21 protein-coding genes and 1 pseudogene are annotated in these 21,798 nt (G+C 70.4%); 11 read left to right on the top strand and 11 right to left on the bottom strand.

All coding sequences use genetic code 11. From position 1 onward, the window contains the following. The first annotated feature begins 170 nt into the window (after positions 1-170). Complete coding sequence (locus ACFXK0_RS17260) at positions 171-2,084, top strand: alkyl/aryl-sulfatase (RefSeq protein ID WP_379411403.1); 1,914 nt, start codon at positions 171-173, stop codon at positions 2,082-2,084. Between the two features lie 3 nt (positions 2,085-2,087). On the opposite strand, the gene ACFXK0_RS17255 is transcribed toward ACFXK0_RS17260, so the two are convergent. Then, positions 2,088-2,891 carry a VOC family protein gene (locus ACFXK0_RS17255; protein WP_379411324.1) on the bottom strand — a complete coding sequence of 268 codons (804 nt, stop codon included), beginning with the start codon at positions 2,889-2,891 and terminating at the stop codon, positions 2,088-2,090. 251 nt (positions 2,892-3,142) lie between these two features. Here ACFXK0_RS17255 and ACFXK0_RS17250 point away from each other — a divergent pair, with 251 nt between their 5' ends. Then, on the top strand, positions 3,143-5,182 hold the full coding sequence (locus ACFXK0_RS17250; RefSeq protein ID WP_379411322.1) for a CocE/NonD family hydrolase: 2,040 nt from the start codon (positions 3,143-3,145) through the stop codon (positions 5,180-5,182). Positions 5,183-5,194: 12 nt separating this feature from the next. On the opposite strand, the gene ACFXK0_RS17245 is transcribed toward ACFXK0_RS17250, so the two are convergent. Continuing rightward, positions 5,195-6,112 carry an LLM class F420-dependent oxidoreductase gene (locus ACFXK0_RS17245; RefSeq protein ID WP_379411320.1) on the bottom strand — a complete coding sequence of 306 codons (918 nt, stop codon included), beginning with the start codon at positions 6,110-6,112 and terminating at the stop codon, positions 5,195-5,197. Positions 6,113-6,234: 122 nt separating this feature from the next. Between ACFXK0_RS17245 and ACFXK0_RS17240 the strand changes: the two genes are divergently transcribed. Further along, positions 6,235-6,717, top strand: coding sequence for a gluconokinase (locus tag ACFXK0_RS17240; RefSeq protein WP_379411402.1), 483 nt, complete (start codon positions 6,235-6,237; stop codon positions 6,715-6,717). Here ACFXK0_RS17240 and ACFXK0_RS17235 read toward each other — a convergent pair. Then, entirely contained in the window at positions 6,708-7,454 is a 747-nt protein-coding gene (locus tag ACFXK0_RS17235) for a M50 family metallopeptidase (protein WP_379411318.1), read from the bottom strand. The two genes, ACFXK0_RS17240 and ACFXK0_RS17235, sit on opposite strands and share 10 nt — an antisense overlap. A gap of 121 nt (positions 7,455-7,575) precedes the next feature. Between ACFXK0_RS17235 and ACFXK0_RS17230 the strand changes: the two genes are divergently transcribed. Next, positions 7,576-8,568, top strand: a complete 993-nt coding sequence (locus tag ACFXK0_RS17230; RefSeq protein WP_379411317.1) for an SMP-30/gluconolactonase/LRE family protein — start codon at positions 7,576-7,578, stop codon at positions 8,566-8,568. On the opposite strand, the gene ACFXK0_RS17225 is transcribed toward ACFXK0_RS17230, so the two are convergent. Further along, on the bottom strand, positions 8,517-9,149 hold the full coding sequence (locus ACFXK0_RS17225) for a pyridoxamine 5'-phosphate oxidase family protein (RefSeq protein ID WP_379411315.1): 633 nt from the start codon (positions 9,147-9,149) through the stop codon (positions 8,517-8,519). The two genes, ACFXK0_RS17230 and ACFXK0_RS17225, sit on opposite strands and share 52 nt — an antisense overlap. A 128-nt stretch (positions 9,150-9,277) precedes the next feature. Between ACFXK0_RS17225 and ACFXK0_RS17220 the strand changes: the two genes are divergently transcribed. Beyond that, complete coding sequence (locus tag ACFXK0_RS17220; protein ID WP_379411314.1) at positions 9,278-10,105, top strand: NADPH-dependent oxidoreductase; 828 nt, start codon at positions 9,278-9,280, stop codon at positions 10,103-10,105. Between the two features lie 5 nt (positions 10,106-10,110). On the opposite strand, the gene ACFXK0_RS17215 is transcribed toward ACFXK0_RS17220, so the two are convergent. Next, positions 10,111-11,103, bottom strand: a complete 993-nt coding sequence (locus ACFXK0_RS17215; protein ID WP_379411312.1) for an LLM class flavin-dependent oxidoreductase — start codon at positions 11,101-11,103, stop codon at positions 10,111-10,113. A 166-nt stretch (positions 11,104-11,269) separates the two neighbouring features. On the opposite strand from ACFXK0_RS17215, the gene ACFXK0_RS17210 reads away from it, so the two are divergent. Beyond that, the gene (locus tag ACFXK0_RS17210) at positions 11,270-12,664 is read left to right on the top strand and encodes an amino acid permease (RefSeq protein WP_379411401.1); all 1,395 of its coding nucleotides are present in this window, start codon (positions 11,270-11,272) and stop codon (positions 12,662-12,664) included. Between the two features lie 133 nt (positions 12,665-12,797). After that, positions 12,798-13,805 (top strand): hypothetical protein, encoded by a 1,008-nt coding sequence (locus tag ACFXK0_RS17205; RefSeq protein WP_379411311.1) that lies wholly within the window; start codon positions 12,798-12,800, stop codon positions 13,803-13,805. 172 nt (positions 13,806-13,977) lie between these two features. Here ACFXK0_RS17205 and ACFXK0_RS17200 read toward each other — a convergent pair. From ACFXK0_RS17200 to ACFXK0_RS17185, 4 genes and pseudogenes are all read right to left on the bottom strand, one after another. Beyond that, positions 13,978-14,445, bottom strand: a pseudogene (locus ACFXK0_RS17200) (MFS transporter); the annotation flags it as partial. A 27-nt stretch (positions 14,446-14,472) separates the two neighbouring features. After that, on the bottom strand, positions 14,473-15,933 hold the full coding sequence (locus tag ACFXK0_RS17195) for an alpha/beta hydrolase (protein ID WP_379411310.1): 1,461 nt from the start codon (positions 15,931-15,933) through the stop codon (positions 14,473-14,475). A 173-nt stretch (positions 15,934-16,106) separates the two neighbouring features. Beyond that, positions 16,107-16,232, bottom strand: a complete 126-nt coding sequence (locus ACFXK0_RS17190; RefSeq protein WP_379411308.1) for a hypothetical protein — start codon at positions 16,230-16,232, stop codon at positions 16,107-16,109. Then, positions 16,205-16,753 carry a hypothetical protein gene (locus ACFXK0_RS17185; RefSeq protein WP_379411307.1) on the bottom strand — a complete coding sequence of 183 codons (549 nt, stop codon included), beginning with the start codon at positions 16,751-16,753 and terminating at the stop codon, positions 16,205-16,207. The genes ACFXK0_RS17190 and ACFXK0_RS17185 overlap by 28 nt, the downstream gene beginning before the upstream one ends. Positions 16,754-16,862: 109 nt before the next feature. Here ACFXK0_RS17185 and ACFXK0_RS17180 point away from each other — a divergent pair, with 109 nt between their 5' ends. Continuing rightward, positions 16,863-18,011 (top strand): sensor histidine kinase, encoded by a 1,149-nt coding sequence (locus ACFXK0_RS17180; RefSeq protein ID WP_379411305.1) that lies wholly within the window; start codon positions 16,863-16,865, stop codon positions 18,009-18,011. After that, the gene (locus tag ACFXK0_RS17175; protein ID WP_379411303.1) at positions 18,008-18,652 is read left to right on the top strand and encodes a response regulator; all 645 of its coding nucleotides are present in this window, start codon (positions 18,008-18,010) and stop codon (positions 18,650-18,652) included. Before ACFXK0_RS17180 ends, ACFXK0_RS17175 begins: the two co-directional genes overlap by 4 nt. 54 nt (positions 18,653-18,706) lie before the next feature. On the opposite strand, the gene ACFXK0_RS17170 is transcribed toward ACFXK0_RS17175, so the two are convergent. Next, positions 18,707-18,853: a hypothetical protein gene (locus ACFXK0_RS17170; RefSeq protein WP_379411302.1), complete on the bottom strand. Its 147-nt coding sequence runs from the start codon at positions 18,851-18,853 to the stop codon at positions 18,707-18,709. Between the two features lie 279 nt (positions 18,854-19,132). Here ACFXK0_RS17170 and ACFXK0_RS17165 point away from each other — a divergent pair, with 279 nt between their 5' ends. Then, positions 19,133-19,414, top strand: coding sequence for a hypothetical protein (locus ACFXK0_RS17165; protein WP_278262560.1), 282 nt, complete (start codon positions 19,133-19,135; stop codon positions 19,412-19,414). A gap of 82 nt (positions 19,415-19,496) precedes the next feature. Next, positions 19,497-20,387: a transcriptional regulator CynR gene (gene cynR / locus ACFXK0_RS17160; protein WP_379411301.1), complete on the top strand. Its 891-nt coding sequence runs from the start codon at positions 19,497-19,499 to the stop codon at positions 20,385-20,387. Between the two features lie 30 nt (positions 20,388-20,417). Here cynR and ACFXK0_RS17155 read toward each other — a convergent pair whose 3' ends face one another. Then, entirely contained in the window at positions 20,418-21,671 is a 1,254-nt protein-coding gene (locus ACFXK0_RS17155) for a serine hydrolase (protein ID WP_379411299.1), read from the bottom strand. Positions 21,672-21,798 lie beyond the last annotated feature (127 nt).

Raw genomic sequence — 21,798 nt, 5'->3', positions numbered from 1 at the left:
ACGAATCGGCGGGACGGGCGAGGCGTCCGGAAGGAGCGACAACGGTGGACAGTGCACAGCGACGGCGGATCGAATTCTCGCGACGCGGCATATTGGGTGTCGGTGCAGGCACCGCCGCCGCGGTGGCCCTGGGCGCCACGGCGACCGGCTGCGGCGACGACACGAGCCCGATCACCGCATCGGCCACGCAGACCGACCCCACCCAGGCGATCGTGGACGCCAACCGCGCGCTCGCCGAGACCCTGCCCTTCGGCGACACCGCCGATTTCGCCGACGCCGACCGCGGCCTGATCGCCGCCCTGGAACCGGGCACCATCACCGATGCCGCGGGAAAGACGGTGTGGGACACCGAGTCCTACGATTTCCTGGCCGGTTCCTGCCCGCAGTCGGTCAACCCCAGCCTGTGGCGGCACTCGCAGCTCACCGTCAAGCAGGGCCTCTACGAGATCGCGCCCGGCTTCTATCAGATCCGCGGCTTCGACCTGTCGAACATGACACTCGTCGAAGGCGACACCGGCGTGGTCGTCATCGATCCGCTGATCTCGGCCGAGACCGCCGCGGCCGGGCTGGCGCTGTACCGCGCGCATCGCGGCGACCGGCCCGTCACCGGCCTGATCTACTCGCACTCCCACGTCGACCACTTCGGCGGCAGCTACGGCGTGCTCACCTCGCAGGACGTCGCCGCGGGCCGGTGCCCGGTCATCGCACCCGCCGGCTTCCTCGAACACGCGGTGGCGGAGAACATCTACACCGGCACCGCCATGGCCCGACGCGCCGCCTACATGTACGGCGCTGCCCTGCCACGCGGCCCGAAGGGCCAGGTCGGCGCCGGCCTCGGCCAGACCACCTCGGTCGGCACCGTCGGCCTGATCCCGCCGACCCGCCACATCACCCGCACCGACGAGACCGTGGTCGTCGACGGTGTGCGGATGGTGTTCCAGCTGACACCCGGCACCGAGGCGCCCGCCGAGATGAACTTCTACTTCCCCGATCGCCGCATCCTGTGCATGGCCGAGAACGCGACCCACACCCTGCACAACGTCGTCACCCTGCGCGGGGCACTGGTGCGCGACCCGCACGTCTGGTCGAAATACCTCACCGAGTCGATCAACCGCTACGGTCGCGCCGCCGACGTCGTCTTCTCCTCGCACCACTGGCCGATCTGGGGCACCGACCGGATCGTGGAATTCCTGTCGCTGCAACGTGATCTGTACGGGTACCTCAACGATCAGACGCTGCGCCTGCTCAACCAGGGCCATGTCGGCGCCGAGATCGCCGAGATGATCGAACTGCCGCCCGCGCTGACCGCGGCGTGGTCGACCCACGGCTACTACGGCTCGGTCAGCCACAATGTCAAAGCCGTCTACCAGCGGTACATGGGCTGGTTCGACGGCAATCCCGCGCACCTGTGGGAGCACCCGCCGGTCGCGAACGCGCACCGGCACGTCGAAGCGATGGGCGGCGCCGACGCGGTACTGCGCACCGCCCAGCGCGCCTACGACGCCGCCGACTTCCGCTGGGTCGCGCAGCTGGTGAACTACGTGATCTTCGCCGACCCCACCAACACCACCGCCAAGAACCTGCAGGCCAGTGCCTTCGAACAGCTCGCCTACGGCGCCGAGAACGCCACCTGGCGCAACTTCTATCTCAGCGGCGCCCACGAACTGCGTCACGGCTCCTTCGGCACCCCCACCACCGCGAACTCCGCGGCGCTGGCGGCCGCGCTGAGCGTGGACCAGGTCTTCGACGCGGTCGCCCTGCGCATCGACGGCCCGAAGGCCTGGGACACCCGGATGGTCACCGACTGGCGGATCAGCGACGAGGACAACCGCGTGCACCGCGTGGAACTGCGCAACGGCGTGCTGGTGCATCACGACCGGCATCGCGGTGACGCGCTGCCCGCGCCCGAGGTGACCATCACCCTCACCCGCGCGACCCTGATCGCCACCCTGGTCGGCGGCGGCGACCTGCGGCAAGGGGTCGCGCGCGGTGACATCGCCGTCACCGGCGACATCACCGGGCTGGCGCAGCTGCCCGGCCTGCTCGACAAGCCGGACCGGGACTTCGCGATCGTCACCCCGTAGCGGTCAGGACCCGGTCGGCACCTCGCCGACGGTCGTCGCCGGGTCGATCACGCCGAACACCTCGCCCTGCGGCGCCTGCAGGATGCCCATCCGGCCGAACGGGCTGTCGTCGGGGCCCATGATCACCGCGGCGCCCAGTCCGGTCGCCTTCGCCAGCGCGCCGTCGGTGTCGTCGACCTGGATCCAGGTGAGCCAGTAGGGCGGGGTATTCAGGCCGGCGGCGTCCATCATGCCGCCGATCGCCTCGGTCTCGCCGGGGCGCGCGAAGGTGGAGTAGGTGAAGGTCGCGCCGTCGCCGATCTCGGTGTACTGCCAGCCGAAGACCTGGTGATAGAACTCGTGCGCCTGGTCGTAGCCCGGGGTGTGCAGCTCGTTCCAGCAGTAGGCGCCGGGCTGGTTGTAGACACCGGCGCCGCGATGGGCCTTGGCCTCCCAGACCCCGAACACCCCGCCGGTCGGGTCGGCGGCGACGAACATCCGGCCGACGTCGAGGACATCGAAGGGCGGCATGAACACCTGGCCGCCCGCCTTGCCGACTCGTCCGGCGATCTCGTCGGCGCTGTCGGCGGCCAGATAGGTGGTCCAGGTGGACGGCATCTCGGACATGCCCTCGGGTTTGGGGCCGATGCCCGCGGCCGGTCTGCCGTCGAGGGTGGCCATCAGATAACCGCCCGCCGCGGCGGGACCGTCCTGGACCTGCCACCCGAACAGGGAGCTGTAGAAGTCGCGGGCTGCGGTGGTGTCGTCGACCTGGCAATCGATCCAGCAGGGCGTGCCCTGCGGCCAAGCTTCGTCACGTATCGGCATGTCGAACATCCTCCTCGGCGATGGCTGGAAGCCGGTCGGATCCGCACCGGCATGGGCCAGTCAACCACCACCCACCGACAAGCCGGCTCGCCGCCGCCGGGCCGCTGAACTGGAACAACACGTCTTCACTGCGACAGCCCGAGCGGGCCGACGATGGGCGGGGCGGGTCGTTACCCCTGTTACATTTTCGGCGCCGATCCTGCGGTGGCTTGGTCAACGACGAACACGAACCGGTCGGGGAGCGACAACACATGGTGCGGAAAGGTTCCGAACGCGGGCTCGTCCGATTGCTGACGACGCTGCTCGCGCTGGTGGTCGTGCTCGGCTGCGGCGGTGGACCGGCGGGTGGGCAACCCGGCGTGACCCCCGCCGCGAAGTGGACCGCCCGGCACGACGGGCCATCGGCCTACCCGGAGGTCCGGGTCGAGCGGGGTGTGCAGATCACGATGAGCGACGGCGTGGTGCTCAAAGCCGATCTGTACCGGCCCGCCGACGCCGCAGGCGTCATCGAGCAGCGGCCACTGCCGACGATCGTCAGCCTCACCCCGTACTCGAAACTGATGACCGGGCTGATCGAATCCGCCGCGGCCACCCCGGGATTGCAGCCGATGGCCGTGGATCTGGTGCGCAGGCTCAACCTGTCCACCACGCCGATCAGCGGTTTCGGTGATCTGATGCAGGCACTCGACGGCGGCATGATCGAGACCATGCTCGGCGTCGACCGCAAACTGATCGGCTCCGGCTACACCGTGCTCGTCGCCGATGTGCGCGGAACCGGTCTGTCCCAGGGCACATGGGACACCCTCGGTGTCCGTGAACAACTCGACACCCGCGAGGTGATCGAATGGGCGGCCGCGCAACCCTGGTCCAACGGGCGCATCGGCATGAGCGGCGGGTCCTACTCCGGGATCAACCAGCTGCGGGCCGCGGAGAACGCGCCTGCGCCGCTACAGGCCATCTTCCCGGTGGAGCCCGGCAGTGACCTGATGCGCGATGTGGTCGCCCCCGGCGGCGGTGTCGGCACGACATTCCTGCCGATGTGGCTGAACTCGGTCAACCAGTTGAAGATGGTCCCCGACGTGGCCTCGATGGTCCAAGGCGAGTTCGACTGGACCTGGCTGCACGACCGCATCGCCGATCCCGTCACCAATTTCGATCTGCTCGCCCAGGCCCTGCTCACCCCGACCCTCGACGATATGCAGCCCGAGCTCGCCGCCGCCCTGGACGACGATTCCGCCTTCCGCCAGGCAATCCAGGGTCATCCGGAGCGGATCACCGTGCCCACCTTCGTCTACGGCGGCTGGCACGACATCTTCGCCAACAGTGCCACCAAACTCTACGAGCAGATCCCCCTCGACCCGGGACACAAGCAACTCGTCGTCGGCGACACCTACCACGCCAATCCCGGCGCGGGCACCGGTGTTCCGGGCGCACCGCCGCGCCTGGACGTGCTGCAACGCGCCTGGTTCGACAAGTGGCTCAAGGACATCGACAGCGGCGTCGACGACTTCGGCCCGGTCACGGTCAAACAGCAGGGTGGCGGCTGGATCACCCTCACCGAATTCCCGCAGCCGGGAGTCACCCACCGCCGCGTCTACCTGACCCCGGCGGCCAGCGGCACCACCGAGGACAGCCTGCACGACGGATCACTGTCGCCGACCGGCCCGACGAGCACCGAAACCCTCACCGTCGCACCGGGACTCACCACCGCCTGCTCGCGCGACGCGGCTCAGGGCGCCGCGGGCATGACCGCCGTGCTCGACCTGTGCGCCAAGGACGCCCGCATCGCCGAACGCAACGGTCTGACCTTCACCAGCGGGGCGGTGACCGAGCAGACGGTGATCTCGGGCCCGATCAATGTGCGGCTCAACACCATGCACGACGCCGCCGACGGGTACTGGAACGTCACCGTCAACGACGTCGCCCCCGACGGCACCTCGACGGTGCTCACCACCGGTCAGCTCACCGCCTCGATGCGCGCCATCGACGAGCGCCGCAGCGCCCGCTCGGTCAACGGTGACCTCACCGCACCGTTCAACCCGCTCAGCCTGGACCGGCTGCTGCCGGTGGTGCCCGGTCAGCCGGTCGCGCTCGACATCGCCGTCATCCCGACCCAGGCCGTGCTGGCACCCGGACACCGCGTCCGCGTCGACGTCTTCGCGGGCAATTCGCCCAAGGGACTGGCCTTCCGGCCGATGCTGAACAACACCGAACTCAAACCCCAGCACCTGCTGCTGGACCCGGCGGCCCCGAGTTTCGTCAACCTGCCCACCGACAAGCCGCTCCCGTGACCGCCGCGAGCCTCACAGCTGCGACTTGACCTCGGCCGCGATGAGTTCGAGATGGTCGAGGTCGGCGAGGTCGAGGATCTGCAGGTAGATCCGGGTCGCGCCGATCTCGCGGTAGCCGGCGATCTTGTCGACCACCTCGGCGGGCGAACCGGCCAGGCCGTTCTCCTTGAGCTCGTCGACCTCGCGCCCGATCGCCGCGGCCCGGCGCGCCACCTCGGCGTCGGTGCGTCCCACGCAGGCGACCAGCGCGTTGGAGTACACCAGCGCATCGGTGCGCCCGGCCGCGCGGACCGCGGCCCGGACCCGGTCGAACTGCGCGGCGCTGTCGGCCACCGAGGAGAACGGCATATTGAACTCGGTGGCGTAGCGGGCGGCCAGGCGCGGGGTGCGGACCGTGCCGTGCCCGCCGATCACCACCGGCACCGGGCTCTGGACGGGTTTGGGCAGCGCGGGGGAGTCGGTGAGCTGGTAGTGCTCGCCCTCGAAATCGAAGGTATCGCCCGGCTTGGTCTCCCAGAGCCCGGTGACGATCGCCAGCTGCTCCTCGAGCAGGGCGAACCGGTTGTCCGGGAAGGGGATGCCGTAGGCGGCGTGTTCGGCGGCGAACCAGCCGCTGCCCAGCCCGAGCTCCACCCGGCCGCCCGACATCTGATCCACCTGCGCGACCTGGATGGCCAGCGGTCCGGGCAGCCGGAAGGTCGCGGCGGTGACGAGGGTGCCCAGCCGGATCCGCGCGGTGTCCCTGGCCAGTCCGGCCAGGGTGATCCAGGCATCGGTCGGGCCGGGCAGACCGGAGGCGTCACCCATGGCCAGGTAGTGGTCGGAGCGGAAGAAGGCGTCGTAGCCGAGGTCCTCGGTGGCGCGAGCCACCGACAACAGCGTGTCGTAGTCGGCGCCCTGCTGCGGCTCGGTGAAGATGCGAAGATCCATGATCACCATCGTGCCCGACCCCCGGCCGGTCCCACGTCCGGCCCGCCTCCGGTGCGCGAAGATGGGGGATCGGAGCGATCGAGCGCGAGGAGGTCGAGGTGGGCGAGCCCGTCATCGTCGTCATGGGTGTGTCCGGGTGCGGGAAGTCCACGGTCGGGGTGCTGCTGGCCGAGCGGCTGGGCTTGCCCTACGCCGAGGGCGACGACTTCCATCCCGACGCCAATATCGCCAAGATGGCGGCGGGGATACCGCTCACCGACGCGGACCGGGCGCCCTGGCTCGACCTCGTCGCGGGCTGGCTACACCAGCACGAGATCGCGGGCGGGGTCGCGGCGTGCTCGGCACTGCGCCGCGTCTACCGCGACCGGCTCCGGGCCGGCGCCGCCGAGACCTACTTCGTCCAGCTGGCCGTCGACCGCGCGGAACTGGTGCGGCGGCTGAGCAACCGGCACGGTCACTTCATGCCGACGACGCTGCTCGACTCCCAGCTGGACACGCTCGAACCGCTCCAGCCCGGCGAAGCGGGCGTGACCCTCGACGCCACCGTGGCACCCGAACTCCTGGTCACCGAGGCGATCGCGGCCTGGCGGGCCGATCACCGCTGAAGCAGCGGGTGCAGCTCCTCGACCGGTGCCAGCATGAACCACGCCCCGGCCACGGCCGCGGCCAGGCACACCACCGCGAAGAACAGCACCCACAGCACCGCGGGCAGATGGGTCAGCCGGGCCAGCTGATCGGCGTCGGAATCGCCGCGGCCCGGCTGCCTGCGCCTGCCGCGCTGCATCTCCACCACCGGCCGCACCGCCGCGGCCAGCAGGAACCAGGCCGCCAGATAGGCGAATCCGGCCTGCAGCAGATCGCTGCCGAACCAGGACACCCCGAACACCGCCGCCCCGAGCACCGCCACGGTCAGCAAACCGTAGATGTTGCGCACCTTGATCAGCACCGCGGCCAGCATGGCCAGAGTCGCCCACAGCATTACCGTGACCCGTCCCGAACCGAGCAGCGCGGCGTACCCGAGGCCAAGGATCGCCGGCGCGGTGTACCCGGCGGCCGCGGTCAGGATCATGCCGGGACCGGTGGGTTTGCCGCTGGACACGGTGAGCCCGGAGGTGTCGGTGTGCAGGGTGATCGCGTGCAGGCGCCGCCCGGTCAGCAGGGCGACCAGCGCGTGCCCACCCTCGTGCGCGACGGTCACCGCCGCCCTGGCCAGCCGCCACAGCGGCCGGTAGCCGACGAGCACCAGCGCGAGCACGGCGGTGACGAGTACGAGCCACCACGGCGGCGCCGGTTGCGGGGCGAGAAGACGGTCGAACGTCGTGCTGACGGATCCGGTATCCACCGCCGCACCTTAACCGTGAATCGCCCACACCACCGCCCGGTCGGCCGGGCCGCCCGGACCCGGCGCACACAACCGTTGTGCGCGTGGCCTTTCCGGCCGCAGCCACGTGGTAGCAATGGGCATGCAGATGCGACCTCACCGCTGGACCCCGCCCCGTCCCACCGCGCGGGCCCGTCACCCGCACAGTGACCCGGCGCTGCCGCCGGTGCGGCTGCTGCCGCTGGCCGGTACCGGCCCCGAGGACGTGGTGCTGACGGCGGCGGGCCGGGTGGTCACCGGCACCGACGACGGGGTCCTCTGGAGCATCGATCCGGCCGACGGCACCGTCGAGCAGATCGCCCGGGTCGACGGCCGCCCGCTCGGGCTGCACGCCGACGCCGACGGATCGCTGCTGATCTGCGTCGCCGGTCGCGGCATCCTGCGGCTCCCGGCCGCGGGTGGGGAGCTCGAGGTGGTCGTCGACGAGATCGACGGCGCCCCACTGACCTTCCCCAGCAATGTGGTGCGCGACGAGGACGGTACCGTCTATTTCTCGATCGCGTCCCGCCGGTGGCCGCTGGCGCAGTGGATGGGCGACATCCTGGAGCACTCCGGCAGCGGGCAGCTGATCCGGCGGAGCCCGGACGGTGCGCTCGAGGTGCTCATCGACGGTCTCCAGTTCGGCAACGGCGTGGTGCTCGCCCCGGACCGCTCGTGCGTACTGGTCGCCGAGACCGGCTCCTACCGGATCTCGCGCCATTGGCTGTCGGGGCCACGCGCGGGCAGCAACGACCATCTGGTCGAGAATCTGCCCGGTTCGCCCGACAACATGTCGCTCGGCAGCGACGGGCTGATCTGGGTTGCACTGGTCGCTCCGCGAAATCCGTTGCTGGACCGGTTCTTCGCGCTGCCCGGCATCTTCCGGCGGCTGACCTGGGCGCTGCCGGAGCGGCTGCGGCCCGCACCCGGGCGCACCACCTGGGTGCTCGCGCTGGACTTCGACGGGACCGTCGTCCACGATCTGCAGCGCGACGGCACCGATTTCGCGATGGTCACCGCGGTGGCCGAACGCGACGGCACGCTCTACCTCGGCAGCCTGTCCGAGTCGGCGGTCGCGGTGAGTGCGGTGCCCTGATCGTCGCGGCGCAGCGCGGAGGGCAGTGGGTGGTCGGGTTCGAGGGCGGGCAGGCCGTCGATGCTGACGGAGTTGTCGCCGGTGATGCGGCGCGCGAAGTCGGCGTCGGTGCGGCGGGTGTGCGCCTCGTCGAGAACGGGGCGTTCCTCGACGAGGTCCATGCGCGGGACCGACCAGCCGCAGGAGTCGGCGATGCGGTCCACCTCGACCACCACCACCGCGCGGACACCGGTGTGGCCGGTGCCGAAACGGCCACTGAGCGCGGCGAATTCGGGGGAGTCGGGGCGGACGAAGCGACCGGTGCCGGACAGGCGCAGGATGCGGGCGACGCGGTCGAACGAGCAGAACATCACCGTGATGCGCCCGTTGTCGCGCAGGTGCGCGATGGTTTCCGAACCACTGCCGAACAGGTCGAGATAGGCGACGGTGTGCTCGTCGATCACCGCGAAGGTGTCGCGATATCCCTTGGGGGAGATGTTGACATGACCGCCCGCCGACGGTGCTGTGCCGATGAAGTACATCGGCTGCGCCGCGATGAAGGCCCGTAGTTTGTCGTCGATGCGTTCGAAGATCTTGCCCATCACACCCTCCCTCGTCCCGCCCGGCGGCGAGCTCCCCACGCGCAGTGTATCGGGTGCGGACCGGCGTCCTTCGGTTCACGGTGAGGGTTACCGCTGACGCGGGCCGCGCGGTGTCCGACCATGAATTCATGACCCAGATCGCCCCCAGCCCCGTCCATCCCGTGCAGCAGCGTTACGCGGATCCGGCCCTCGCGGTTCCCGGTGCATGGAATCCTGTGCTGCAGGTGTTGCACGAGCACAAATCGGTGCGGCGCTACCTGCCCGATCCGGTGTCTCCGGAGACGATCGAGCTGCTGGTCTCGGCCGCGCAGTCGGCGGCCTCCTCGTCGAATCTGCAGGTGTGGAGCGTCATCGAGGTGCGCGACGCCGAGCGCCGGGCTCGTCTGGCCGCGGTCGCGGGCGGCCAGCAGCACATCGAGCAGGCACCGGTGCTGCTGGTCTGGACCGCCGATTTCGCGCGGCTGCGTCAGCTGGCCGAGGATCGCGACGCACCGCTGGCCGGTTCGGACTACCTCGAATCCAGCTATGTGGGGTTCATCGATGCCGCCCTCGCCGCGCAGAACGCGGTGGTCGCGGCCGAATCCCTCGGGCTGGGCACCGTCTATATCGGCGCACTGCGCAACGACCCCGAACGGGTGGCCGCCGAGCTGCAGCTGCCCGACGGTGTCTTCGCGGTGTTCGGGCTGGTCGTGGGTCATCCCGACCCCACCGAGGGCACCCGGGTCAAGCCGCGTCTGCCGCGTGCGGCGGTGCTGCATCGAGAGAGCTACGACCTGGCGGTGCAGCGCGCCGCGGTCGCCGACTACGAACAGCGGATCGGCGAGCTCTACCGCGATCAGGGGTTGCCGTTCTCCTGGATCGAGCGGGTGCTGGCCCGGTTGGCCTCGGCCGCCTCGCTCAACGGCCGCGACCGGCTGCGCGAGCACCTGACCGCCCGGGGCTTCGGGCTGCGCTGAGCACCTCAGCCGTTGATCGCCGCGCAGGTCAGCGCGAGCGATCGGCGGCGGGCGTCGATGTCGTAGACGAGGGTGTTGACCATGAGTTCGTCGGGTGTGGTGGCCGCCAGCAGCTCGGCCGCCTGCGCGCGCACCGTCTCCGGCGAGCCCTGCAGCTGCCCGGTCTTGCGCTGGTCGGCGAAGCGCCGCTCGGCCTCGCTACCGGGGAAACCGGCGGCTTGCTCGGGGGTCGCCAGTGCCTGCGGACGGCCCGAACGCAGCTGGGCGAAGGCGAGATCGCGGGGCGCGGCCAGGCGGTCGGCCTCGGCGTCGGTGTCGGCGCAGACGGCGGAGGCGGCGACGATGGTGTACGGCTCGGCCAGTGTCGGCGAGGGCTGGAAGTTGTCGCGGTAGAGCGCGAGCGCGGCGGCGGTGTTCTCCGGCGCGATGTGGTGGGCGAAGGCGAAGGGCAGCCCGAGGATCGCGGCCACCTGCGCGCTGTAGCCGCTCGAGCCGAGCAGCCACAGCTCCGGTTCGGCGTCGCGGCCGGGACTGGCGACCACGCCGTCGGGATCGGTGCCGCGGAAATACCCGATGAGCGCGCTGAGCTCGCGCGGGAACGAGTCGGCGCCGAGGCCTTCGGCGTGCCGGCGCAGCGCACGCGCGGTGGTCTGATCGGTGCCCGGCGCGCGGCCGATACCCAAATCGATCCGGCCGGGATGCAGCGACTCGAGCGTGCCGAACTGTTCGGCGACCACCAGCGGCGGATGGTTGGGCAGCATCACCCCGCCCGAGCCGACCCGGATGCGCGAAGTCGACGCCGCCAGATGCGCCAGCACCACCGCGGGCGCCGCGCTCGCGATGCCGGGCATATTGTGGTGCTCGGCGACCCAGAACCGGCGAATCCCCAGCTCCTCGGCGTATTGCGCGAACTGCGTCGTGGCACGCAATGCCTCGCCCGCGGTCGCGTCGGCCTGCACCGGCGCCAGATCCAGCACCGACACTGTCACCGCGTTCATGAGCCTCCTCCACACCGAATGATCTCTGCGGCTGCAACCGGCAACAGCACCCCGGATATTTCCGGACACCGGTGGGGGTGACCGGAGCCACTGTTGCCGGGCGGTAGCGTGCAGCACTGATCGAGGTGAGGAAGGACTGGATTCCATGTCAGCTGACGGCCCCGGCCTGTCCATCGCTGCCGCGTCGGCGGCCGCGCCGAGCACGGGATCGGAAGGATACGAGCGCGGTCTGAACCCGCGCACCATCCAGATGATCGCCATCGGCGGTGCCATCGGCACCGGCCTGTTCTACGGTGCGGGCGCTGCCATCGAGCAGGCGGGCCCGTCGCTGATCCTGGCCTATCTCGTCGCCGGCCTGGCGATCTTCGTCATCATGCGCGCGCTCGGCGAACTGCTGACCTACCGCCCGGTCTCGGGCAGCTTCGCCGAGTACGCCCACGAGTTCCTCGGCCGCTTCGCCGGCTTCGCCACCGGCTGGTCCTACTGGGCGGTGTGGGTCTCCACCTGCATGGCCGAGATCACCGTCGCGGGCCACTACGTCCAGTACTGGTTCGACATCCCGCAATGGGTGACCGCGCTGGTGGTGCTGGCGGTGCTGTTCACCGCCAATCTGATCTCGGTCCGGCTCTTCGGTGAGGGCGAATTCTGGTTCTCGACGATCAAGGTGACCGCCATTCTGGCGATGATCCTGATCGGCATCGGGGTGCTGGTCTTCGGCGTCGGTCACGCCGCGAACCCGACCGTCACCAACCTCTGGGCCGACGGCGGGGTGTTCCCGAACGGCTTCGGCCAGACCCTGCTCGTGCTGCAGATCGTGGTGTTCGCCTATGTCGGCGTCGAACTCGTCGGGGTGACCGCCGGGGAGGCCCGCGACCCGAAGACCACGCTGCGCAAGGCGATCAACACCCTGCCGTTGCGCATCGGCCTGTTCTACGTGGGCGCGCTGGTGATCATCATGTCGGTGGCGAGCTGGCGCACTTTCCACGCGGGCCGCAGTCCGTTCGTGGAGGTCTTCGAGCAGATCGGCATCCCGGCCGCCGCGGGCATCATCAACTTCGTGCTGCTCACCGCGGCGCTGTCGTCGTGCAACTCCGGCATCTACTCCACCGGCCGGATGCTGCGCAGCCTCGCGCTGCGCGACGAGGCGCCCACGCGGTTCGCGCGGCTGAGCAAGCAGTCGGTGCCGTTCACCGGTATCTGCGCCTCGGCCGGAGCCATGGTGATCGGCGTGATCGTCAACCTGGTCTCGCCGGACAAGGCCTTCGCCTACATCACCTCGGTGAGCACCGTCGGCATCATCGTGGTCTGGAGCGTGATCCTGGTGTGCCACCTGAAGTACCGCGCGAAGGTGCGGGCCGGACAGCTGCCGGCCAGCGACTACCGCCTGCCGGGCGCGCCGGTGAGTACCTGGGCGGCACTGGGCTTTCTCGGGCTGGTCGTGATCCTGCTGCTGTGGACCGACGGCGGCCGTTCGGCGCTGGTCGTCGGCGCGGTGTGGGCGGTGCTGGTGTGTCTGGGCTACTACGCCTTCGGCCGTCGTCCCGCGGTCGCGGCGAAGTAGGTCCCGGCGCCGTCGTTTGCTGGAAAGCCGCTGGCAGACAAGCGTTTTCTGTCATACCCCCTCGGTATCGTGAGAGGTGTCACGACGAGTCCGGCGCGGGTGTGGCCGGACGGTGCGAGAACGGGGGCACGAGATGAGTGACGACAACCGCGGCGACCTGCTGCCGCCGCGCCAGCACGGAACCACCTGGCGCGAATCGGAATACCGGATACTGGCCGACGATCTGCGCGCTGGCGCCGATCTGGCCACCACCGCACGGACGGTGGGCCGCACCGAGAAGGCGGTGCGCGCGGCCCTGCACAATTTCGTCCCACCGGAGGACCGGGTACCGGCTGCCGAGCGCGAACAGTGGATTCGCGCCCGGCTGGTGGCCGAACCGGAATGGGACTGGTGGGCGGTGGTGATCGACCATCACCGGCGCTCCCGCAGCGGCCTGTGGTTCACCCGGCACGAACACTGTGCCCGGATCGGCTGGCGCCGGCGCACGCCGATGCCAGCCCTCGCCCAGGAACTGGGCACCTCGGAGCTGACCACCGCCGAACTGCTGCGCGCGCTCGGGCTGGTCGAGAGCATCGAGGAGGCCGCCGACCGGCTCGGCGCGACACCGGGCCTGGCGCTGGCCAAACGGGTCTCGGCCCGCCGCGACGAAGCGGCCGGCGCGCGCTGGATCCTGGTGATCGACGGTGCGGCGGGCACGACCCGCTCCCGCAACGCCCCGGTCCGCAGGCAGGTCTCCCTGCACGAGACCAGAGCCGCCGCCGAAGCCGAACGCGACCGGGTGCTGGCCTGGCACGCGCGCGTCGGCCCGGACGAACCGGCGGCACCGGTCTGGTGGACCGTTGCCGAACGCGGCCTCGGCGCCACCGCGGGCACCACCCGCTGCGGCACCTTCGATCCCGCCGCGGCCACCGGCGGCCAGATCCGCGCCGAGGCGCTGACCGTCGGTGACGTGATCCGGGTGCCCGTCCCCGACGGCGGTTTCCTCCAGGACCGGATCACCGCCATCACCCAGCCCGGTACCGGCACCCCGATCGTCGTCGATCTGGCGCCGGTGGCGAACTCCCGGGTCCGCCGCGTCGTCGAGTTCGCCCCGGGCGAGATCGTCGACGTGGTTCGCCGACCGGGGGAGCCGATGCACTGAGTACCCGGCCCTGTGCCTTCGGCGATATCAGGGTGTGTCGCCGGCACGGCGTCCCGGCATGGTCGCCGCCGCGCCGAGCAGCACGATCGCCATCGCGAACATGGCCGCGAAGACCAGGTGGATGCAGGTCGCGAGCTCGGCCGGCGCCGGGTGGTCGGGGTCGGTGACTCCAGCGGAATCCCCAGCGCAGATACAGTTTTCCGGCCAGCGAGGCGGAGAGGGGCCAGCCCAATGTCAACCCGCCGACGGTGAATCCGGCGACCAGGGCGGTGGTGCCGAGCACGCCCTGGGCGAAGGTCGGGATGTAGGAGGTCAGGCCCAGCACGATCGCGCCGATCAGCAGCGAGACCGTGCTACCGGCGACCACCACCCGGCGGGTGAAGATCCACAGCGGCAGAATCGGATTCGGAACCCGGGTCTGGACCACGGCGAACAGCACCACAGCACTGCCCACGAACAAGCCCAACGACATCGGCGAGTCCCACGCCCACTCCTGCCGGCCTTCCAGCAGCGCCAGAATCGCCGCACCGGCGCCCACGGTGAGCAACGCGGCACCGAGGTAGTCGATGCGCTGAGACCGCCGCGGCGCCGATTCGGTGAAGTGGCGCAGCGACATCCACCCCGCGATACCCGCCAGCGGGTATCGATTGCCACCTGGGCCCTTTCGTCAGGCGCAGCGCAGCTCGGCCGGTGGGGGTGTCAGGTCGACGAGGTAGCGGAGGACGGCGTCGTCGACGCAGGCCACGCCCTGGCCGACCACGCCGTGCTGCACGCCCTCGTAGGTGATCAGCGAGGCGTCGAGTGCATGGGCGAGGTTCACCCCGCCCTGGTGTGGTGTCGCGGGGTCGCCGGTGGTGGAGACGACCACCACCGGGGGTAGTCCGGTCGGTGTGGGTGTGCGGGGTTGGGAGGCCGTCGGCAGCGGCCAGAACGCGCATACGTCCAGGGGTGCCTGGCCGGTGGCGCGGCCGTCGTCGAAGATCGGCGCGACCGCGCGGGTCCGGCGGTCGAGATCGGCGGCGACCGCGCGATCGGTGACGCGGGGTTCCTCCAGGCACAGCACGGCGGTCTGCAGATCGCGGTCGACCACCCCGGAGGAGGCGAAAAGGTCGGCGAGCGCGAGGAATTTGTCGCCACGTCCCTGGGCCAGTTCGGTCAGGCCAGCGGTGATGCCCGGCCAGGCCAGCGGCGAGTACAGCGAATTGGTGACCGCGCTGAGTGCGTCGAGATAGCCGAGGCCGCGCGGGTCGGTGGTGGTGGCCGGCCGGTCGATGAGCGGGTTGAGCAGTGCGCGCAACGCCTCGGTCGCGCGGGCGGGATCGGTGCCGACGGGACAGGTCGGTGCGGTCGCGCAGTCGGCGGCGTAGGCATCGAAGGCCCGCTGGAAGCCGGCCGAGAAGTTCACCCAGTCGATCATGGGCGCGGCGGGGTCGATGCCGCCGTCGAGCACCATCGCGCGGATGCGATCCGGGAACATCTCCGCCAGTGTGGAGCCAAGCCGGGTGCCGTAGGACCCGCCGAAGTAGGTCAGCTTCGCGTCGCCGAGTACCGCCCGGATCAGGTCGAAATCCCGTGCCACATCGGCGGTCCCGACCTTGCCGAGGACATCGACACCGGTGCGCTCCACACAGCGGGCGACGTAGTCGCGGTGCTCTTGCTCGGTCTGCGCGATACCGGCCGGGGAGAAGTCGTTGTCCAGATCGGTGCGCTGGGCCTGGAACTCCGCCGCCGTCGAGCAGACCACCTTCGGCGTGGACGCCCCCAGCCCGCGCACATCGACACCGATCAAGTCGAACCGCTGCGCGATCGGATGGCTCGCGAACGCGGCCATGAAGCCCAGACCCGGTGCGCCGGGGCCACCAGGATTCGACAGCAGCGACCCGACTTTGGCACCGTCGGCCAGGCGTCGCGAGATCGCGATCTGGGCGACGGGCCCGTCCGGATCCGCATAATCCAGTGGCACCATGACGCGGGTGCACTGGAACCCCGCGTCGGCGATCGCCGCGCCGCCGGCGAAATCGGCGCACGAACTCCACTGCAGCGTCTGCCGGTAGAACTTCGCCATCCCGCCCGCCTGCTCGGGATCGGTTCCCGCGCAGGCGGTGCCGAGCAGCAGCAGTGCAGACACCGCTGCCGGTCGTAGCCGCCGGATCGCTCCGGCCCATCGTGCGCGCATCTGACCCCCCGTGTTCCCGACGATTCCCGATGTCAGTCTGCCGGACCGGCACCGGCCTGCCAACATGTCGCTGGGGTACCGATGACACCCGAATGTCGTTGGCGGACACATCGTCTCGCGTCGGTTCAGTCCGCGGCGGCGAAGGTGGCCGCGATGTCGGCCGCGGTGATCTCGGCGAGTTCGACGAAGAACGGCACCCGCCGCAGTACCGGGGCCTCGGCGGTCAGCCGCGGCTCGACCCCGAGACCCACACCGGCCCGGTGAGCAGCCAGATCACCGTGATCACGCCGAGGGTGCCGAACACGCCCATGAGTTGTTCGCGTTGGACGGCGTCGGCCACGGTGTAGCTCAATGCCAGGGTGAGTACGGCGGCGATGGCGGCCGCGCCCAGCCAGCGCGCGAAGTCGGCCCACTCCCGCCGGGCGCGTTCGGGTCCGTCCTTCGGCAGCTTCGGCGGTTTGGGTCCGCCGGCGAAGCGGTAGGCGAAGCGCGCGTCGAGCCATTCGATCAACCGGTGCCCGAACATCAGTGTGCAGCCCAGATAGATGCCGGCCAGCCGATGCGCGAAACCCACCTCGCCGCCGCGATGCAGATCGACGGCCACCGCGACGATCAGGATCACATCGAGCACCGGAACCAGTGCCAGCGTCACCAGCCCGGCCCGGCGCAGTCGCGCGACATAGCGCAGCCCCAACCCACCCACCACCAGCACCCAGAAACCGACCTCGCACGCGGCGATCGTCAGCAGCACGGGATTGTTCAGCTCGTCCATTTCCCCACTGTGCCCGGCACACCGGTGTGTCGTCGTCGTGCTGACGGCGCGCATGCGGTCCGTCTTTCGGGGGACCCGGGACAGCGCGCCGGTGTGCTGAAATGGGGGCATGCCCGCCACCCGCACGCTTATGGACCGGCTCGCGGCGGCCTTCGACAGCGCGACCTCGGCCGCGGTCGGTGTCTTCCTGGTGGGGTTGCTGCTGTGGGCTGTGGGCGGGTGGGCGGTCGTGCTCGACCGTGACCTGTATCCCCCCGCGGCGAAGGTGGCGCTGCTGTGCGCGGCATTCGCGATCCAGCTCACCGGCCAGCACCGGCCCGCCCTCGCCTTCGGGCTGATGGTCGCCCTGCTCGCCGCCGACTTCGTGTACGGGCCGTCGCTGCCGTTGTGGATCGCCCTGACCGATGTGATCTTCCTGGCCGTCAGCACCGGGTCCGACCGGCTCGGGGCGGTAGTCGGCTGGTTCGCGGTGGCGGTCACCGCGGGTGGTTCGTTGCTGGCGCTGCTCACGTTCGGGCTCAGGGCGGGCCTCTATACCGGCCTCATCGCGATCGCGCTCACCTGGTCGCCGCTGGGCTATGCGCGCGCCGTGCGTGCCTCACGGCGCATGGTGGGCATCGAACGCGATGCGGCCCGCGCCGAACTCGCCGCCCGCGACGCCGAACGCTCCGCCGCCCTCGGCGAGGAACGCCGCCGGGTGGCCAGGGACCTGCACGACACGGTCGCCGGTCACCTCTCGGCGGTCGCCATCCTGTCGGAAGTGGCGCAGAAGGATCCCGGCAACACCGCCGTCCTGCAGTCGATCCGCGCAGGCAGCCTGGCGGCCCTGGAGGAGATGCGCGCGACGATCGACCTGCTCACCACCCCGGACGACACCGCCGTCACCGCCCGGCTCTCCTCCCTCGACGGCCTGATCGACGCCGCCCAGGCCGCAGGCGGCACGGTCACCCTGCGCCGGCAGGCCGAGCTGAGCCTGCCCACCGGCGTCGAGGCGGTGCTCACCCGCATCCTGAGCGAGACCATCGCGAACGCCACCAAACACGCACCGGGCGCGCCGCTGACCATCGATGTCGGCCGCGACGCGGACCGGGTGGTGGTCACCGCCACGAACCCGATCACCCCGGGGCGAGCCGAAGGGCAGGGAAACGGATTGCGCAACATGATCTTTCGCGCCGAATCGATGGACGGCACACTCACCGCGCGCGCCGAGGACGGCGCCTGGTGCGTGCGCGCGCGGATACCGCTGGTGCAGCGATGACGGTGACTGTGCTGGTGGCCGACGATCACGCCACCATCCGGGCGGGCATCACCATGCTGCTCGAGTCGTCCGGGCAGATCCGGGTGATCGGCGAGGCGGGCGACGGTGTCGCCGCCCTCACCCAAGCCCGCGCGCTGCGCCCCGACGTGGTGCTCATGGACGTGCGGATGCCGCGGGTGGACGGGCTCGAAGCCACCGCGGCGGTGGTCGCCGAAACGAACGCGAAAGTGCTGGTACTGACCACCTTCGCCATCGACGACTGCGTCCTCGGCGCGCTCTCGGCGGGCGCGAGCGGGTTCCTGCTCAAGTCCGTCGGGGGCGACGAACTGGTCCGCGCCGTCCTGGCGGTGGCCGACGGCGACGCGGTGCTCGACCCGAAGGTGACCCGCGCGGTGATCGCCGCGCTGCCCCGCCCGGCCACGCTGGCACCGCCACCGGATCTGTCCGCGCTCACCGAGCGGGAACGGCAGGTGCTCGCGGGGCTGGGCGCTGGGCTGTCGAACCAGCAGATCGGGCGGCGTCTGCACATCGGGGAGGCCACCGTGAAGACTCACGTCTCCCGGGTGCTGACCAAACTCGGCGTGCAATCGCGCGTGCAAGCGGCGGTGATCGCCACCCAGGCGGGGCTCGAACCCGGCTGAGGCACGCCGGCGCCCCACGACCGGCACGGGACATCGGCGGTCGCGGGGCACCGTTCAGCGTGCGGGGTGTGGATCCGTCCGATCGCGACGGATCCGGCGGGATTCAAACCAATAGGTCAGGGAGACGGTGGCGTAGGACGCCAGGACGATGGTGGCGGTCACCAGAAGAATCGCGACGATCAAGGGAATCAGGAAAGCCATGCGCCCTCCTCGCGGTACGGTAGGCATGCGATGAAGGTGGTGGTCAGCGCCTCGTCGCGCCGATTCTGGACAAGCCCCGCGTACTCGATCTTAGGGGCGCGGCACACCGACGGCACGGCCCAGCGCCTGTGATGGCGATCATGTTCGCTGCGGAGTGTCGCCTGCGTCACCGAGTGCAGCTCGAGGTTGAATGTTCAATTGATCTGGGTTCTACCGCGTCACGAGTTCTCGACATCGGCTTCACCACGAATATCCGACGAAGGAGCAACGATCGTGAGCATGATCCTGGCTGTGTTGGACAGCGCCGTTCTCGCGCAAGTCGGCAATCCCACGCCGGAGGCGCCGCCGATGGCGGAGAAGATCCTGCAGTTGGGCCGGTATTTCACCTGGATGATCCTGCTCTCCGGGGTCACCGCCATCACCTACGGTGGTGGCCGCTTCGCCTGGGAGAAGTGGAGCGGCGGCGGCTTGCAGTCACCGAAGATGATCGCCAGCGCCATGGCCGGCGGTGCCGTGGCGACCAGCGCGGGCACCATCATGAACGCCGTGATCGGGGCCTGACCGGCCCGAACAGCCCAGCTCCTCGATAGCGGCTACCGCACGACTGCCGTCGATTCGATAGCCGCTATCTATCATGATGGGCATGGAGCTGCGCCACATCAGGTACCTGCTCGCCGTCGCCGACCACGGGAACTTCACCCGGGCCGCCGAGGCGCTGCACATCTCGCAGCCGACGCTGTCGCAGCAGATCAAACAGCTCGAGCGCCTGCTCGATGTGCAGTTGCTCGATCGCTCCGGGCGGACGGTGCGGTTCACCGACGCCGGTCAGGTGTACGCCGAGCACGCGCGCAACGCGCTGCGCGACCTCGAAGCCGGGGAACGCGCCGTGCACGATGTCCAGGACCTGACCAGGGGACACCTGCGGGTGGCGATGACGCCGACCATCACCGCCTACCTCATCGGCCCGCTGCTGGACCGCTTCCATCGCGCGCACCCGAATGTCACCGTCGCGGTCACCGAGACCAGCCAGGACCGCCTCGAGGAGGACCTGCTCGCCGACGCCGTCGACCTGGGCATCGCCTTCGGCGGGTCACACCTCGCCGGCGTCGACTGCACGGCTCTGTTCACCGAGAATCTGGGCCTGGTGGTCGGCGCGGATCATCCACTCGCCACCCGGCCGGACCCGCTGCCGATCCGGGATCTCGCGGTCGAGCCGCTGGCGCTGCTGCGCCGCGGGTTCGCCACCCGCGGCCACATCGACGACCATCTCGCCGCCTGGGCGGTGGTGCCGCACATCGTCGTCGAGGCCAACTCGATCAGCGCGCTGGTGGAGTTCACCCGCCGCGGCACCCTCGGCACGGTACTGCCCGACGCGATCGCCCGCGCCCACCCCGACCTGCGCCCGGTCGCCCTCGAACCCCCGCTGCCCAACCGTACGGTCGAACTGCTGCGCCGCGGCTCGGCCTACCAGTCGGCCGCCGCGCGCGCCTTCGCCGCGATCGCCCACGACAGCGCCGCCGATTTCGAGGCGTAGACCGAACCTCTCGGGCGGCAGGCACAACGCTTACCGGACGTGCAGCCAGTCCGGTGCCCGGTCGAGGCGTGGCAGGGTGTCGGAGACCTGGGCGACCAGCTGCCAGGGGCGGTGGGTGTCGGTGCTCGCCTTGCCGCTGGTGAGGACGGCGCCGGCGAGCCCGCGCTCCGGGTCGGCCCAGCCGTACTGGGTCGTCAAACCGCTGCGGCCGAAGTGGAAACGGGTGTCGCGGCCGAACTTCGATCGGCGCCCGCCCCGTTCGAATCCCGCACGGCTGACCCGGCCCGCCGCGCCGGGGATGCGGTCGGCCGGTCCGATCGCGTCGCGCAGGGTGGCGGGCTGGATGATCCGGACGCCGTCGAGTTCGCCACCGCGGGTGAGGATTTCGTAGAACCGTGACAGCTCGAAGGCGGTGGTCACCAGGTTGCCGGAAGGGAGTTCGGCGGTGAGGAACGCGTCGTTGTCGGACTTGGACGCCTTGTCCATCCGCCCGCCGAGCGCCTTGTGCGCCAGGAACAGCGACAGCCGCGAGGGCGGGGGACCGGTCTTCACACTCGGCACGACCCCGCCGATATCGGCCGGGTCGACGCCGAAGTTGTTCCAGCGGAAGCCGAGTGGGACCAGGACCTGCTCGGCGAGGTGCTCGCGCATCCGCTTGCCGGTGGCCCGCTGGATCAGCAGGCGCTGGATCAGCCCGCCGGTCAGCGCGTGGTAGACGCGGAACCGGCCGGGCGGCCAGCTCGGCACGAGATCGGCGAGCGCGGACAGAGCCAGTTCCTCGTCGGGCACCACCTCGCTGCCCCGGTACGGGGGCGTGAGGAACGGCACGCCCGCCGAATGCGACAGCACATCGCCGATGGTGATCCGGTCCTTGCGATGCGCGGAGAACTCCGGAATGTAGTGGCACACCGGGTCGTTCAACGCGAACGCGCCCTGTTCGACCAGCATGGACATCACCGTGGCGGCGACACCCTTCGCAGTGGAGAAACCACAGAACGGAGTGTCGGGGGTCGCCAGGATCTTCGTGGCATCGGCGGAATCCCTGGGCGCATTGCCCCACCCGTGACCGATCGCCCGGTTCAGGACGATCTTGCCGTTGCGGCGCAGGCACACCTGGATCGCGGGCGTGGTCCCCATCGCATACCAGTCACACACCGACGCCCACAGCCGCGCCACCGCCTCGGGCGAGGTCCCCGCCGCCCGGGGATCGTCTTCCGGCCCGACGGTCGTCACCGACCCCAGATCCTCGGCGACCGCCACCACACTGCCGGTTCGTGCACTCATGGCCCCACCCTAGCGACGCCGCGGATCACCGACACTGTGACGAAGACACCGCGGCGCGCTGACCTGCGCGAAGGGCAGGAACAGCCGATCGGTGCGGAACGGCGACCGGGCGGTGCAGCGGCACCAT

The sequence above is a fragment of the Nocardia sp. NPDC059177 genome (genome assembly GCF_042755165.1).
GTDB lineage: Bacteria > Actinomycetota > Actinomycetes > Mycobacteriales > Mycobacteriaceae > Nocardia.
The sequence above is the reverse complement of the archived record's forward strand: the minus strand, read 5'-3'. Positions and strand labels throughout refer to the sequence as shown.